Raw genomic sequence first — 14,950 nt, 5'->3', positions numbered from 1 at the left:
GACGGTCATGCCGTTCGGTGTGTTGCAGGAGATGCCCGGCGTCAGCGAGGCGGAGTACCGGCAGGTGGAACGCCACCTCGGACCGGACCGACCGCCGGGTCTCCTCGCCCATGTCGCCGGGCCGACGGAGGACGGCTGGCGGATCATCAACATCTGGCAGGACGAGGCGGCATTCCGCCAGTTCCAGTCCGAACGGCTGGTCCGGGCTGCTGGCTTGGCGGCACAGGAGGACGGCTTCGACCCGACGAAGGCGGCTCACTTCCGCTCGGTGAGCGTCGACGGCGCCGAGATGCCGTTCTGATGGCCGACACCGCCAGCCTGCGGGCCCGCGGCGCCGCTTTCTGGGCGGGCTCGGCAGCTGGCTGGATTCGCCACGCCGATCGGCAGGACGAGACCGGTCGGCCGCTGGGAGCGGCGGCCATGGATCGACTGGCCGCACGACCCGCCGAACGAATCCTCGACGTGGGCTGCGGCTGCGGCGGCACCACAGCCGAGATCGCCGCCGCAGTCGGCGGGACCGGCGCGGCGATCGGTGTCGACATCGACGAGGCGATGGTGACCGCCGCGCGACGCCGGTTCCCCACCGACGGGCACCCGGGCCTCCAGTTCCACGTGGCCGACATCGAGACTCTCGATGTCGTGCCGGGTGCCCCGTTCGACGCGGCGTTCTCACGAATGACCCTGATGCTGTTGGCGGACCCGGTTGCCGGCTGCCGCACGATCCGGCGATCACTGCACCCGGGAGGGCGCCTCGCCGCGACCGTCTTCCGCGACAGCGGCGTCAACCCGTGGCTGTCCGCGGCGATGCTCGGCGCCGCACCGCATCTCGGACCGTTGCCACCGCTCCCGGTCGGTGACGAGCCCGGTCCGTTCGCGTTCGCCGACCCGGCGCGGCTCGTCCGGATCCTCACCACCGCCGGCTTCACCGCCGTCACGGTCACACAGTGCGATGTCGCCCTGGAAACACCGGACGACGCCGACGCGGTGGCCGAATGGCTCATCGAGGTCGGCCCGGCCGGTGCCGCGTACCGGGCGGCTCCGCCGGCTGGTCAGGCTTCGGCCCGGGCGGGGTGCGCCCGGCTGCTCGGCCGGTTCCGTGAGCCTGGCGTCGGCTACCGGCTGCCCACCGGCCTCTGGCTCGTCACCGCGAACGCCGCCGAAACCCCTACCCACCACGAAGCCCGTGAGGACAACATCCAATGAGTACGTTCCGACCGCTCGCACCAGCCCTCTGCCTCATGTTCGCCCTGACGGCGTGCACCGAGGCCGACGCGCCCGAGCCCGCTGCGGCGCCAGACACGACACGGTCGCCCAGCGCGGCCGGATCCACTCCGGCCGACGGCTCTGCGGTGTCGGCGAAGGACGTGTGCGCCTACCTGGACGGCCAGGTGCCGACGCTCAAGGGGATCGGGTCCGAGACCGGCGCGATGGCCAACCTCACAGTGAACCTCTATTCCTGGTACGAGAAGCAGGGCCCCGTACCCAACGGCCGCGACATCGACGACCAGACCCGCAAGGAATGCCCGGCGACCCGGACCGAGGTGCTGAAACTCGCCGGCATGGAGAGCTTCGAGCGGCTGTAGCCGCCGCTGACGCGACGCCCGATCACCGGACGGTGGGCCGTCACTGCCTGAGCTGCTTCTCGAACCAGTGGTGGGCGTAGCGCTCGGTGTTGTACGCCTCGATCTCCCGGTAACCGGTCGCCCGGTACAGGGCGATCGCCTCGGTGAGGTTGCGGTTGGTGTCCAGCCGGACCGCTGTCGCACCGCGCTCGGCGGCGTACCGTTCCAACTCGCCCAGCAGCCGCCGCCCGACGCCGAGCCCGCGGACGGTGTCGGCCACCCACACCCGTTTGATCTCGGCGGGCGCGTCGCTGTGGAGTTTGACAGCGCCGCAGCCGATCGGTTCGCTGTTGAGAGTGGCGAGCAGGAGCACCCCGTTGGGCGGGACGAGCGCTTCGTCGTGGACCGGGTTGCTCAGTGCGGGGTCGAACCCGTCGTCGAATCGTCGCGCGATGTCGCGGGCGTAGGCCCGCAGACACGCGCGGGCTCGCGGGTCGCTCGGCGGGCATGGCTCGATGACGACCATCGAGCCGATGAGCAGCCGTTCGACCTCGGCCATGGCGGTGACGAGTCGTTCGCGGCGGTGTTCGGTGAGCGGTTCGAGGATCGAGGCGGCGAGATCGTCCGACCGCCGGTCGAGGTCGGCCCACTGGGTCCGGCCGGCGTCGGTGAGCGTGGCGACGCGGACGCGGCCGTCGCCGCCGGTCTGGTCGCCTGGTCCGACGGTGATGAGGCCGTCGTTCTCCAGGGTGCGCAGGAGTCGGCTGAGATGTCCGGAGTCCAGGCCGAGCCGGGCCCGCAACGCGGCCACCTCGGCACCGGCGGGGCCGATCTCCCAGAGCAGCCGGGCCTGCCCCAGCGGGCGCCCCTGGGCCATGTACTCGTCGTCGAGCGCACCCACCCGTTGGGTGACAGTCCGGTTGAACCGCCGCACGGCGGCGAGAAGAGCCGAGTCCATATGCCTGACTTTAGTCAGGCTTCTCGCTACGCGCCAGCTCGGTGGCCGGGCCGGGGGCGTTGACCGGCGGGCGGCCCTTCACCCACCGACACGGCGATGGCGGGCAATCCCCTCCTCCACGCTTGGGAACCACCGCTGCGTGCCGCCGTAGGCCAGCGGCACGCAGCGGACCTGGTCAGTTGTCCCAGTCGACGATGAAGGTGTGCTCGTTCCAGCCCGACAGGGTGCCGTCGGCGCTCCGACTACGGATCTTCAGAGTGTGGTAGCCGGATTGGGTCGGGGTGTAGCTGAGAGAGATCTTCCCGTCCGCCCCGGCGGGGACCGTGGTCTCCGGTCCGCTCCGGAAATTCACCTGGAACTGGTAGACGTACTCGGTGACGTTCGGCATCTGCGGCTGAACGTCGAACGTGCCCTCGACGCCGACACCGCCGCCGGTCCTCCACGCGGGGTAGACAGTGGAATTCACCTGCGGTGCGCTTGAGACGTAAAAGCTGGTTCCCGAACCGCCGGAGAGAGCGCCAGTGGCGTTGCGGGCCTGCACCCCGAGGTAGTAGCTGCCGTCCTCGGTCGGGGTCCAGGTGAGCCGACCGACTCCGTCCGGCCCGGCTTGCAGGACATGCTTCTCCTCATCCGGCGCCAGCGACCAGACGTACTCCGTCACACCTGGCATCCGGGAGGTGAAGGTGAAGGTCATCGCCTGCCCGGGCTTTCCCTGCTCGGGGCCGGTGATCTCCGGGCTCACCTCATCGGGTCGGGCGTACGGCTCCGCGACGGCCGACAAGACGCCGCCCGCAGTGCGGCTGCGTACCTTGAGTTCCAGTGGCCACATCGCCATCGAGGGCACCCAGGTGAAGCTCGCCGTTCCGTCGGCCGCCGCGGGCACTGTCGTCTTCTCCGGCTCGTCGTTGAACCAGTACTCGTACTCGATCACGTCGGGCATGCCCGGGCTCAGCGAGACGGTGCTGACCTTCCCCATCATCAGATCCCCGTCGAACTGCACAGTGGGTGCGGTGTCGACGGTGAAGGTGTAGGTACGCCACGCACTGAGCGCGCCACTCGCGTCGCGGGTACGCACCCGTAGCGTGTTCAGCCCACCCACGCTGGGCGTGATGGTCACCGTGGTCGGCCCGTCCGAGGCGACCTGAGCGGTCTGATTCGCTCCCTCGTTGACCTGGTAGATGAACCGGGTCGCGCCCTCCTGACTGCTGGTGAACCGGAACTCACCGGGCACCCCGATCCCGCCGGCGGGGCCCCAGGGCGTGTAGAGCCAGGACTCGACCGTGGGCCGGGTGTCCCGCACCCAGTAGTTGTAGTAATTGACGTCGGAGGTGTTACCGGCCCGGTCGACGCTCTGCACCGTCAGGTACTGCTGGCCCGCATCCTCCGGTCGCAGGGTGATCGTCGCCGTTCCACCCGGACGGTCGGCCTTGACGTCGGTCTCCGGCCAGTGCCGGCCCCACCGGAAGGCGACCACATCGTCGTCGGTGGCGGTGAAGGTGAACTTCCCCGCGAGGCCGACGTCACCGGTCGGCTGCTCGGCGTTGGGATACTCCGGCGAGGTCACGGTGGGCGTGCTGGGTGCCGTGGTGTCGACGGTGAAGTAGCACGTCCGCGTCCATGGCGACGTGGCGTCACCGTCGTCGGCCTGGAGCTGCCAGGCGTAGGTCCGGCCCTGCTCGAAGCTCAGGTCGAGGTAGTAGGTGGAGAAGCTGACGTTGGGCCAGTGTGAGTAGGTCCGGCTGACCCGCTCCTGACGCTGGCTCTCATCGTCGACCGGCCAGACTGCCAGTCGTCCGAGCTTGTCCTCTTCCACGCCATCGGCGTCGTCCGGCAGCACGGCGTAGATGTCGGTGCTTGTCGCCGGTAACCAGAGGCCCGGCGCCGAGGTCGCGCAGGGGCGGCCACCCAGAGCGAGGTCGGTCGGCCGGGGCGGTGGCGTGTTGTGGTGCACGGTCAGGGTCGCACTGCTGGCGTACCGCCGGCCGTACCGCTCGTCGGTCTCCTTGTTACCGGCCACCCGAACGGCGAGGGTGAGCGTCTCCTGGTCGTTCTTCGCCGCCCAGGTAAGCGCCTTGCCGACGTCGAACTGCGCCTCCGCCACCGCGCAACCCGACTCGGGCACGCCAGCGCTCGCCACCCGGAACTTCTGGGCCGGCTGATAGTCCCACCGCGAGTCCTCGCTGTAGGGGTCCGTGACCCACACCTCGACCGCACGGTGTCCGCAGTCGTTCGCGTGCGTTTCGTTGGCCGCGAGAGTGGCGCTGATGATCTGCTTCCCTCGAAGGGCGGCGACGTCGAAGGTGAAGTAGGAGCGGGTCACGTGCTTCCCGCTCGGATCGACGGTGGCGCCGACCGGTAGGTCACCGGACGGGTTCGGGAAGGTCTGGTCCGGGGTGGCGCGGTCGACGTAGCCGCGCAACTGTGGCTCGATGGTGGCCGTCGGTTGGTACGTGTTCTCCTCGGCGGCCTGGGCTGCGCCGGCCGGGACCGACAACCCCACAGACAGGCTGCCGACAATCGCCACGCTGAGCGCGGCCCGCGTGACCCGGGCCCCGCTCAGGCTTCTCGGGCCCGACGTCCGGAGCCACCGGCGTCGGTGATGGTGGGTCAAGGCTCCTCCTCGTTGTCGCCCTGCACTAAGGCGGCGGCAAAATCATGGCAGGAGACCCCCTGTCCGCGTCTGCTCACATTCGGCGGTGGAATCGCGCTTTACGGGCGTGAGCAGCACCTGGGGCAGCACGGATGGCGAAACAAGAGATGAAGCGGTGAGCTGAATCAGGCCATCCGGTGGATGGGTGGTCGGAGCTGATTTCGGTCGTCAGCGGGTTCGCTCGTGGCGGTAGGACCGGATGCCGGCGTGATCCAGGACCACCACCACGAGCACCACCCCGGTGGCGACCGCACTGACCGCCAAAAGCGGCAGCCGCACGACGGCTGCCGCACCCGCCAGCACGACCAGGGCGGCGACCCGGGGCCAGGAGAGTCGCCGGTGGATCGCCGCCGAGAACAGAATCCGCCCGACGAGAAACAGCAACGGGCCGCTCAGGATGACCACGACCGCGACGGTGTCACCGGTGCGCAGAGGGTGGGCGATGCTCAGCTCGGCGCCGACGGCGGTGACCACCAACCCGGCGATCATCACGAGGTGCAGGTATCCGGTGGTGACACCGAGTCGGGACGGGTCGGCGTGCTCGATGGCCGGGCCGAGGCGCTGACCGGCAGGCGTGACGTAGAGCAGACCGATCAGCACCGCGGCGGCGAAGACCAGCAGGAACGCGGCGGTCTGCGGGAGGGCGAGGTCGCTGTCGGCGTACGACAGGCCGGCCACCAGGACGAGCTCACCGAGCGCGATGATCATGATTTGTTGGTACCGCTCGGCGAAGTGCTCACCGGCGAGATGCAACTCCTGCGGACCGGTCCGACCCATCAGTGGAGTGGGCCAGCCGAGGCGCGGGCCGGTGAGATCGATGGCGAGGGCGAGCAGCCAAAGCGGCACCCGCCACTCCGGCAGAAACCCACCGACCAACCACGGTACGGCCGACACGCTGAACCAGCAGAGGATGCGCAGCGCCCGGCTCTGCCTCGGGTGGCCGCGTAGCGCCAGGGCGGTGACCACGCCCCGGGCGATGTGCACCGAGACGTACGCGCCGGCGAAGAGCAGGCCCCGCCCGTCGAACGCCTGCGGGATCGCCGCCCCGGTCAGCAGACTGCCCAGCGCGGCACCGACCAGCAGCCACCGGACGGCAGGGCTTTCCGGGTCGTACCAGTCGGCGAACCAGGTGGTGGTCACCCAGATCCACCAGACGCCGGTCAACAGCACTGCGGCGTGCAACGCGCCGACCACGCTGAGGTCGTGCAACAGGTGGGCGGCCAGCTGACTGAGGGCGAGCACGAACGCCAAGTCGAAGAACAACTCCAGGAACGAGGCGCTCAGCGGCGAGTCACTTCCCCGCAGCAGCCGTTCGGGTCTGCTCGCCATCGGCGCTTCCTCCTCCGGTGGCACGCGCTGCGTCCGTCGTACCACCCGAAGCCCGCCGCTGACGGCGAAAGCGCTGTCAGCGGCGGACGCCGACCCCCGCGTACCCGTGGGCGTCCACGGTTTCCGGCTCGCCGTCCGGTCGCCACCGGGTGGTGGCGACCAGGCCGGGTTCCACCAGGTCGTACCCGGCGAAGAAGCGTGCCGTCTCGGCGCGCGTCCGGGGCACCAGCGGTGCGCTGCTGTTGCGGTAGACGGCCTGGCCGCGCTCGGCCAGTTCCGGCGAGATGCCGTCCAACGTCAGGTGGGACAGCACCAGGTGACTGCCGGGCACTGTGGCGTCGCGTAGCCGGGCGATCGCCGCCCACGGGTCGTCCTGGTCCGGCACGAAGTGCAGCACCGCGAGGAGCAGCACCGCCACCGGTTGGTCCAGGTCGAGGGTGGCCCGCACGTCCGGGTGGGCCAGCAGCTCGTCCGGCCGCCGCAGGTCGCCCTGAACGACAGCGGTGCCGGGCACGTCGGTCAGCAACTGCCGGGCGTACCCGACGGCCACCTCGTCGTAGTCGACGTAGACCACCCGCGCGTCGGGCGCCACGGCCCGCACCACCTCGTGCACGGCGTCCTGGGTGGGCAGCCCGGCGCCAATGTCCAGGAACTGGCGTACGCCCTGCTCGGCGGCGTACCGGACGGCTCGGCGCAGGAAGTGCCGGTTCGTCTGAGCGGCGACCCCGGTCTCCGGGAAGATCTCCAGCACCCGGTCGGCGGCGGCCCGGTCGGCCGGGAAGTTGTGGCTGCCCCCGAGGAAGTAGTCGTACATCCGGGCGACGTTGGGTCTGGTGGTGACGTCAGGTGCCGGCTGATCGGTCATGCGGGATCCCTTCGGCGGCGAGCGCGGAAATCGATGTCTAGCACCCGCGGCGACGACCCGCTGACCCCTCGTGTCGTTGATCCGGCTGCGCCCATGGTCACCGCTGACCACGGTGGGGGCACCGACTCAACGAGGAGGGACGCCGATGACCGCTCAGCGCGAGACAGTGCAGGTCGACAACGACCTGTTCCGCGCCGTGTACGACTCGCCCGCATCACTGCCCGGCCGACACCGCTGGACCACCCCCGAGTCGGACGTCCGGCGGCTGGAGAAACTGCTCGGCATGCCGGCGCGCAGCATCGGCGCCCCGCTCTGGGTCAGCGGCGACGAACCCGACTGCCCGAAGTGCCGCCGCCGGGTCACCTGGTACGACATCGTCTCGTCGGCGCTCTCCGGCCTGCACGACAAGGCCATGATCGCCACGGTCATCCTGGGCGAGCGCAAGTACGTCAACACCGAGATCCCGGATGCCATCGCCGGGGTGCGCTGCTCCGACTGTCACACGGCTATCGACGGTCTGCGCAGCTTCAAGTGCCACAACTGGGCGTACGCCTTCGAGGCGCTGGAGGCCGTCCGCGAGCGGATGGCCGGCGGTCCCGCGTCGATCTGAGGCGGCAGCGGGCTCAGTCGGCCGAGCGGCGGGTGGGGCGGCGGCCGGGCGGGGAGGGCGGCTCCGGGCCGGGGTCGGGCACCGGTGGCATCTGCCGGGTGACCGGCTCGGCACCGGTGACCCGCAGCGACTCGCCGTGGTGCCACAGCTCGACCTCGGCATCCGCGGCGGCGTCGGGCAGCTCGTAGCGGGCCTCGGCTGGAGTCAACGTGACCCGCAGCCGGTGGCCGCGCCAGCGCAGGCTGAACGCCAGCCGGTCGATCCGGCGCGGCAGCCGGGGGTCGAAGGAGAGCACCCTCCGGTCGTCGCGCAGCCCACCGAAGCCCTGCACCAGCGCCAGCCACGCGCCGGCCAGCGAGGCCAGGTGCAGCCCGTCGGCGGTCTTGTCGCCCAGGTCGGCCAGGTCCTGCAGGACAGACTCGGCGAACAGGTCGTACGCCAGATCCAGGTGCCCGACCTCGGCGGCCAGCACGGCCTGCGGTGCCGCCGACAGCGACGAGTCGCGGACCGTTCGGGCCTGGTAGTAGGCCAGGTTGCGGGCCTTCTCGTCGGCGGTGAACTCACCGGGGCAGAGCTGCATGGCCAGCACCAGATCGGCCTGCTTCACCACCTGCTTGCGGTACAGCTCCAGGTACGGGAAGTGCAGCAGCAGCGGGTAGTCGTCGTCGCCGGTGTTCGCGAAGTCCCACTCGGGCTGGTCGGTGAAGCCGGCGGCCTGCTGGTGCACCCCACGCTCGCTGTCGTACGGGACGGCCATCGCGTCGGCGGCGGCCCGCCAGCCGGCCACCTCGTCACGGCCCACGCCGAGCCGGCCGGCCAGCTCGGGATGCGCCTCGGCGGCGTCCGCCGCGCCGCGCAGATTGCGCTTCGCCATCAGGTTGGTGAACACGTTGTCGTCGACCAGTGCCGCGTACTCGTCGGGGCCGGTAACCCCGTGCAGGTGGAAGTCACCCTCGTCGGACCAGTGGCCGAAGCCGTGCCAGAGCCGGGCGGTTTCCACCAGCAGTTCCAACCCCGCCTCCGCCAGGAACCGCTTGTCGTCGGTGGCCGCCAGGTAGCGCAGCACCGCGTCGGCGATGTCGGCGTTGACGTGCAGCGCGGCGGTGCCCGCCGGCCAGTAGCCGGAGCTTTCCCGGCCGCCGATGGTGCGCCACGGGAAGGTCGCGCCGGTCAACCGCAGCTCGGCGGCCCGCTCCCGCGCCTCGGGCAGGTGGGCGTGCCGCCACCTCAACGCCGAGCGGGCCACCGTCGGAGCCAGGTAGGTCAGCACCGGCAGGACGTAACTCTCGGTGTCCCAGAGGACGTGCCCGTCGTAGCCGTTGCCGGTCAACCCCTTGGCCGAGATGGTCCGGTCGGAGTCCGGGCGACCGGCCTGGATCAGGTGGAACATCGCGAACCGAACGGCCTGCTGAAGCTCCGGATCGCCGTCGAGCTGCACGTCGGCGACCTGCCACGCCGCGTCCAGGGCGGCGCGCTGGTCGGTGAGCAGGGCGGCGAAGCCGTCCGCGCGCGCCGCGTCCGCCTCGGCGGCGACCAGGGCGGCCAACTCGTCGGCGGGCGTCGCGTCGAGCGCCGCCCACTCGTAGGCGGCGAACTTCGTCAGCCGCAACCGCTCCCCCGGGTGCAGGCGACCCGTCACTGTCAGCCGTACCCGGTCCGGGGTGCAGTCACCGCTGGTCGTCACAGTGCCCGGGCACTCCAGCACATGACTGACAGCGACCGCGACGCGCTGGCCGCTGCGCTCGGTGCGGTGCACCAGCACGCCGTCGAGGCCTGTCGCACGGTGCGTCTCGGCGGTCAGCGGGTCGGTGGGCACCGAGGCGGCCCGAGGGTCGTCCGAACGCTCCGGCACCTTCTCGTTGGCCAGCAGATCCGAGCAGACCCGCAGCTCGACGGCGGTGTCCAACGGCTCGACCTCGTACCGGACGGCGGCCACCGGGCGACGCGGCAGGGACACCAGCCGGGTGCTGCGGATGCGTACGCCCCGCCCGGCCGGCGAGATCCACTCGGTCTCCCGGCGCAGCACGCCGGTACGCAGGTCGAGCACCCGTTCGTGGCTGCGCAGCGTCCCGGTCCGGAGATCCAACGGCTCGTCGTCGACCCAGAGTCGGATCAGCGCGGCGTTCGGTGCGCTGATGACGGTGTCACTGGCTTGCGGGAACCCGTACCCCTCCTCGGGATAGCTCAGCTCGCGCCGCTCGTGGAAGCCACTGACGTAACTGCCCGGCATCCCGCACGGGGCACCCTCGTCGAGCACCCCGCGCCAGCCGATCCACCCGTTGCCCAACGCGAAAATCGACTCGGTTTCGCCGAGCCGGTCCACGTCGGCCTCCGTACGCCGGATCCGCCAGGTCTCGTCGTCCGCCGCAGCGGTGGACAGCTGTTGATCGGTGGCCGAACCGGTCTGCACGAGGCCTCCTGTCGATGTCGACGTCCTGCAACAGCCAACCAGAGCCGGCTGTGCGAATCCTGGACGAAGGTCTGAGGGACCACCCGACCTTCGACAGCAGCGATGCCCTCTGGCGCGTTCCTAGGGTGTGCCCAAGGTGAACAGGGTATGAACGTGAAGTGAGGTGATGCATGGTCGACAACGGCAGCATGGACGTTCCGGAGATCAGCGCTGAGTGGTACGACGACGTCGTCGACGCCGCCGCCGGCAGCCCAGAGCCGGTGCAGTGGTTCGTCGGACACGCCACCGAGGGGGTGATCCTGCTACTCGGCGCGCTGCTGGTGATGGCCGCGCTCAGCCGCCGGTCCGGCGGCCCGCACGATCGGGCACTCGCCCTGATCGCGCCGGTGCCGGCCCTCCTGGCGTACGTGGGCAGCGAGTTCTTCAAGACGGTGGTGGACCAGGATCGGCCCTGCCGGACGATCGGTCGGGAGATCATCGCGGGTGCCTGCCCACCGCCGGGCGACTGGTCGTTCCCCAGCAACCACGCCACCATCGCCGGTGCGCTGGCGGTCACCACGTTGCTGCTCTCCCGCCGACTCGGCCTGATCGCGCTGCCTCTGGCCGCACTCGGCGCCTTCTCCCGGGTCTTCGTGGGCGTGCACTACCCGCACGACGTGATCGCTGGTGTGCTGTTCGGCGCCCTGGTCGCCGTGGTGGTCACCCCGTTGCTGGCCCGCCCGACCAGCGAGGTGCTCCGCCGACGCGCCAACCGTCCCGACAGCCCGGTCGCCAAACTGGCCAGCCGCTCCCGCCCCTAGCGGCAGCGCGACCTGGAGTGAGACCGCGCCCCCTCGCCACGCCGATCTTGCACTTTCGGTTGTCGATATGAGCGGGACGCCCCTTATGCCGGGACAGGAAGTGCAAGATCGCGGGGGCGGGGGCGGGGGCGGGAGCGGGGGAGGGGTCAGGTCGCTAGTAGGAGGGCGGCCGTTGTGCCGAGCAGCAGGAACGGGCCGAAGGGCAGGTGGGTGCTCCAGTTGGCGCGGCGGGTGGCCAGCAGGGCCACACTCACCAGGGCGGAGAGCCCGAAGGTGAGCATCAGCCCGAACAGCAGCACCGGCCAGCCGTACCAGCCGAGCAGCGCGCCGACGCTGAGCGCCAGCTTGGCGTCGCCCAGCCCGAAGCCGCGGCGGCCGAGCAGCAGGGCGGTGCTGGCGAAGAAGAGCGCCAGCCCTGCGCCGCCGATGACGGCTCGCAGCCAGTGCCCCGGGTCGGCGTCGAGCGCGGCCACGCCGAGCAGCAGCCAGGTCCCGGCCGCCGCGGGCAGTGTGAGCCGGTCCGGCAACCGGTGCACGGCCAGGTCGACGAGGATCGCCGGGATGGTCCAGCCGAGCCACCAGATCAGCGCCGGCAGCGCCCCGCCCGGCGGACCGGCGAACGCCAGCAGCACCGCCGCCGCGAGCACGGCCAGCTCGACGGTGGCCGGCGGTGGGCCGACCCGGGCGCGGCACTGACCGCACCGGGCCGCCGGGCCCAGCGCCGGCCAGGAGCGGGTCAGGCCGACCGGCGCGCCGCAGGCGTCGCAGCCGGTCCGGCTGGGCAGACCCGGGGGTACGGCGTAGCGCAGCGCGGCCAGCCGCATCAGCGGACTGATCGCGAGGATCGCGAATACCGTCGGAACGCGGCTGCGTGCCACCGCCGAGGCGAGGCCCGCCGGTCGTTGGCTCGGCGAAACGGGCGTTGCCTGGCTTGGGGGTTCCGTCGTAGCACCGGACGGCGGGGGTGCCGGGCTCCGATCGGGTGGGTCCTCCCGACCGGGGATGGCCGCCGGGGGGCCGGTCAGCGCCATGTCGCCTCCATTGCGGCCAACTGCTCCCCCGCGATGCTGAACACGGATCGTGATTGAACGCTCGCAGTGGTGTAGCGGATGGCGCGGAAAGCGACGTGCCGACCGGAGCCTGTGAGCGCGCTTTCGACCGCTTCCACGTCAGGGGTGCCGTTGGACGCGGCAGCCCGCCAACAGGGTGCCGACGCCGGTCGAATGCCGGGATGAGACCGCGATGTCCCACTCCCGCGACCGGTGGCGTGACTCCGGTCAACCCATCCGGAGCGGCGACGCCCCACCAATAACGACAGTTTTCTCGCCCATTGCCCCCGGAGCAGTGCGGACACCCACTACCACCACCTGTCATCACGCAGAGTGTTCGCTTGAATTGCCTCTGTTGCATCGGCGATCGTCAGCCTATGCTCGCCCCTTGGGTGTGACGCAAGCCTCACCTTCACCATCGGACGACACAGGACCCCGAATTTGTAAAAGATCCGTAACGGTGAATGCAGAAGCGCAATGAACGGCTCCGGATGTGCTGATCCGGGCGCGCTTCCGCATGCCCGACGGCGGTGAACCGTCACCGCCCCGGGCGACCACGAGGAGGCTCGACGGTGCGCGGACGGCAGCTCAGAAGAGCGGCAATCTGCCTGCTGGTGGGCGTGGCGGCGATGCCGGTCACCGCCTGCGCCAGCGGACGGGAAGCGGTCGAACGGCCGACGGAAGTCCGCGACAACAGGCCCCGGACCGATTCCGACGTCGAACGACGCGCTGCCGAAAAGGCGGCACTTGACGCGTACTCCGGGTATCTCGCGGCCTCGCGCGCGGCGGGCCTGCGCAGTGATCCGCGTTCGCCGGAACTGTCCCGGTTCCTCGGTGATCCACTTTTGACTCGGGTTCGGGTGTCCATTCGCGAGGCTAAGGAGCACGGCGCTATGCGTACCGGGACGTTTAAGTCCGAGCCGACCGTTACCGCCGTCAGCCTGGACGCGAAGCCGGCCACCGTGGAGATCCAGGACTGCCTGGACACGACCGGCTACCGGCTGGTCTACGCCAAGGACAAGCGCTCGGTCCCGGGCAGCGGTGGCGGCAGGCACCTCTCCACCGCCACCGCGACCCGCTATCCCGACGGCCGTTGGCTGATCAACTACGGTGCGACGCACCGGGACCAGCCGTGCTGAGCGGGGCCGCGACAACCCGACGGGTGCTCGCCGGGCTCGGCCTCACACTCCTGCTGGTGGCCGGTGCGGCCCCGCCGACCGCCGCCGCCCTACGGGCCGACCCGGGAGCGGGCTGCCCACCCGACCAACCCGACTGCAGCGTCTGGGACGACGAGCCCGGCAATCCCGGTGGTCCCGGGGGCGGCGGGGACGACGGCGGGGGTGGGGACGACGGCGGCGGTGGCGGCGGCGGCTGCCAGTGGAACGGGCGGACCATCCCCTGCTACGACGAGGACCTGGGCTGGTTCAACAACGGCGACGGGTGCTACTACAAGCTGACCGAGGGGCCGGTCGAGCCGCCCGAGGGTGAGCAGTGGTATCTGCAGACCTGCAACGGCGGCGACCTGGGTGCCCAGGTCGTGGTGTCGCTGGCCGACCCGCCGGCCGGCTTCGGCGCGCCGCCAGACCCGGAGGAACTGGCCCGTCGCGCCCTGGCGTCGATCAGCCTGCTGCCGGCGCGCCTGAAGGTGGCACCCCGCAAGGACATCGGTCCGGGCCTGGTCGGTCTGCCGGTGTGGATGTGGGCGACCCCGACCCCCAGCTACTTCGGCCCGCTGACCGCGTCCGCGTCAGACCGGGGCGTGACCGTCTCCATCGAGGCGAAGGTCGACCGGATCGTCTGGGACATGGGCGACGACGAGTACGTCACCTGCGACGGTCCCGGCACCCCGTACGACCCGAAGGGCAGTCGCGCCGGCCTCACGTCCCCCGACTGCGGCTACGACGAGGGCTACTCGGAGGCCGACACCTACGACGTCACCGCCACCACCCACTGGAAGGTGACCTGGCGCGGCGGTGGCGAGAGCGGAGAAATCCTGGTGACCCGAAACAGCGGCATCGTGCAGATCCAGATCAACGAACTCCAGGTGGTCACCAGATGAGCCTCGCGACGCGCAACGGGACCCCGTCGGTGGACGCACCCGTCAATCCGCCCACAGTGGTCCGCCAGCGCCGGGTCCGTCCCGGGCTGCTCGGTCTCGCCGTCCTCCTGATCGCGCTGGGCGGGCTGGGCGCGGCCTTCGCTGTCACCTCGGTCCGGGCCACCGGCAGCTATCTGGCGGTAGCCCGACCGGTGGAGGTGGGCCGGGAGATCAGCGCCGCCGACCTGGTCACCGTGCAGGTCGCCGGCGGCCAGGGGTTGCGCCCGGTGCCCGCCGCACGGCTCGACGAGGTGGTCGGCAAACGGGCCGCCGTCGCGCTGCTACCGGGCACGCTGCTCACACTGGGACAGGTCACCGACGACCCGCTGCTCGGCCCCGGCCAGCAGCAGATCGCGCTCGGCCTGAAGACCGCCCAGGTGCCGGCCCGCGAACTGCACCCCGGCGACAAGGTGCTGCTGGTCAGCACTCCGGACACCAATGCCGACAAAGACACGGCCGCCGCCGGCACCCGGTTCGCGGCCACCGTCATCGACATGGTCAGCCCGGCCACCGACGACAAGGTCCTGTACCTGGCGCTGATCATCCGTGACGTGCCGGCGGTGGTGGCGCTCGCCGCACAGGAACGGCTCGCCGTCGTGCTGACCGAGGCGGCCTGAGC

Annotated in this window: 14 protein-coding genes; 8 read left to right on the top strand and 6 right to left on the bottom strand. The window is 70.9% G+C overall.

Annotated features, from left to right (window positions below; genetic code table 11):
• The first annotated feature begins 7 nt into the window (after positions 1-7).
• Genes OHB44_RS02235 through OHB44_RS02225 form a run of 3 tightly spaced genes read left to right on the top strand, consistent with a single transcriptional unit; the run spans position 8 to position 1,583 of the window.
• Positions 8-301 (top strand): hypothetical protein, encoded by a 294-nt coding sequence (locus OHB44_RS02235; protein ID WP_330439492.1) that lies wholly within the window; start codon positions 8-10, stop codon positions 299-301.
• Positions 301-1,203: a class I SAM-dependent methyltransferase gene (locus OHB44_RS02230; RefSeq protein WP_330439491.1), complete on the top strand. Its 903-nt coding sequence runs from the start codon at positions 301-303 to the stop codon at positions 1,201-1,203. The genes OHB44_RS02235 and OHB44_RS02230 overlap by 1 nt, the downstream gene beginning before the upstream one ends.
• The gene (locus OHB44_RS02225) at positions 1,200-1,583 is read left to right on the top strand and encodes a hypothetical protein (protein WP_330439490.1); all 384 of its coding nucleotides are present in this window, start codon (positions 1,200-1,202) and stop codon (positions 1,581-1,583) included. The genes OHB44_RS02230 and OHB44_RS02225 overlap by 4 nt, the downstream gene beginning before the upstream one ends.
• 40 nt (positions 1,584-1,623) lie before the next feature.
• Here the strand turns inward: OHB44_RS02225 and OHB44_RS02220 are convergent, their stop codons facing one another.
• From OHB44_RS02220 to OHB44_RS02205, 4 genes are all read right to left on the bottom strand, one after another.
• Positions 1,624-2,520: a helix-turn-helix domain-containing GNAT family N-acetyltransferase gene (locus OHB44_RS02220; protein ID WP_330439489.1), complete on the bottom strand. Its 897-nt coding sequence runs from the start codon at positions 2,518-2,520 to the stop codon at positions 1,624-1,626.
• Between the two features lie 175 nt (positions 2,521-2,695).
• Positions 2,696-5,020, bottom strand: a complete 2,325-nt coding sequence (locus OHB44_RS02215; RefSeq protein WP_330439488.1) for a hypothetical protein — start codon at positions 5,018-5,020, stop codon at positions 2,696-2,698.
• Between the two features lie 318 nt (positions 5,021-5,338).
• Positions 5,339-6,499 carry a low temperature requirement protein A gene (locus tag OHB44_RS02210; RefSeq protein WP_330439487.1) on the bottom strand — a complete coding sequence of 387 codons (1,161 nt, stop codon included), beginning with the start codon at positions 6,497-6,499 and terminating at the stop codon, positions 5,339-5,341.
• Positions 6,500-6,575: 76 nt separating this feature from the next.
• On the bottom strand, positions 6,576-7,364 hold the full coding sequence (locus tag OHB44_RS02205; RefSeq protein WP_330439486.1) for an SAM-dependent methyltransferase: 789 nt from the start codon (positions 7,362-7,364) through the stop codon (positions 6,576-6,578).
• A 145-nt stretch (positions 7,365-7,509) separates the two neighbouring features.
• Between OHB44_RS02205 and OHB44_RS02200 the strand changes: the two genes are divergently transcribed.
• The gene (locus tag OHB44_RS02200; RefSeq protein ID WP_238685340.1) at positions 7,510-7,974 is read left to right on the top strand and encodes a hypothetical protein; all 465 of its coding nucleotides are present in this window, start codon (positions 7,510-7,512) and stop codon (positions 7,972-7,974) included.
• 13 nt (positions 7,975-7,987) lie between these two features.
• Here the strand turns inward: OHB44_RS02200 and OHB44_RS02195 are convergent, their stop codons facing one another.
• Positions 7,988-10,384 carry a glycoside hydrolase family 65 protein gene (locus tag OHB44_RS02195; protein ID WP_330439485.1) on the bottom strand — a complete coding sequence of 799 codons (2,397 nt, stop codon included), beginning with the start codon at positions 10,382-10,384 and terminating at the stop codon, positions 7,988-7,990.
• Positions 10,385-10,554: 170 nt separating this feature from the next.
• Here OHB44_RS02195 and OHB44_RS02190 point away from each other — a divergent pair, with 170 nt between their 5' ends.
• Complete coding sequence (locus OHB44_RS02190) at positions 10,555-11,184, top strand: phosphatase PAP2 family protein (protein ID WP_266304004.1); 630 nt, start codon at positions 10,555-10,557, stop codon at positions 11,182-11,184.
• A 146-nt stretch (positions 11,185-11,330) separates the two neighbouring features.
• Here OHB44_RS02190 and OHB44_RS02185 read toward each other — a convergent pair whose 3' ends face one another.
• Positions 11,331-12,008: a prepilin peptidase gene (locus OHB44_RS02185; RefSeq protein WP_330441171.1), complete on the bottom strand. Its 678-nt coding sequence runs from the start codon at positions 12,006-12,008 to the stop codon at positions 11,331-11,333.
• A gap of 854 nt (positions 12,009-12,862) precedes the next feature.
• Between OHB44_RS02185 and OHB44_RS02180 the strand changes: the two genes are divergently transcribed.
• The 3 genes from OHB44_RS02180 to OHB44_RS02170 are packed head-to-tail and all read left to right on the top strand — an operon-like array spanning position 12,863 to position 14,948.
• On the top strand, positions 12,863-13,372 hold the full coding sequence (locus tag OHB44_RS02180; protein ID WP_442932681.1) for a hypothetical protein: 510 nt from the start codon (positions 12,863-12,865) through the stop codon (positions 13,370-13,372).
• Entirely contained in the window at positions 13,366-14,292 is a 927-nt protein-coding gene (locus OHB44_RS02175) for a hypothetical protein (RefSeq protein WP_372488348.1), read from the top strand. The genes OHB44_RS02180 and OHB44_RS02175 overlap by 7 nt, the downstream gene beginning before the upstream one ends.
• A complete protein-coding gene (locus OHB44_RS02170) occupies positions 14,289-14,948 on the top strand; it encodes an SAF domain-containing protein (RefSeq protein WP_238685336.1) in 660 nt (219 codons plus the stop codon). The genes OHB44_RS02175 and OHB44_RS02170 overlap by 4 nt, the downstream gene beginning before the upstream one ends.
• The last annotated feature ends 2 nt before the right edge of the window (positions 14,949-14,950 follow it).

The organism is Micromonospora sp. NBC_00821, from assembly GCF_036347035.1.
Classification (GTDB): Bacteria; Actinomycetota; Actinomycetes; order Mycobacteriales; family Micromonosporaceae; genus Micromonospora; species Micromonospora hortensis.
Note: the sequence above shows the minus strand (reverse complement) of the source record. Positions and strands in the feature narration are given on the sequence as shown.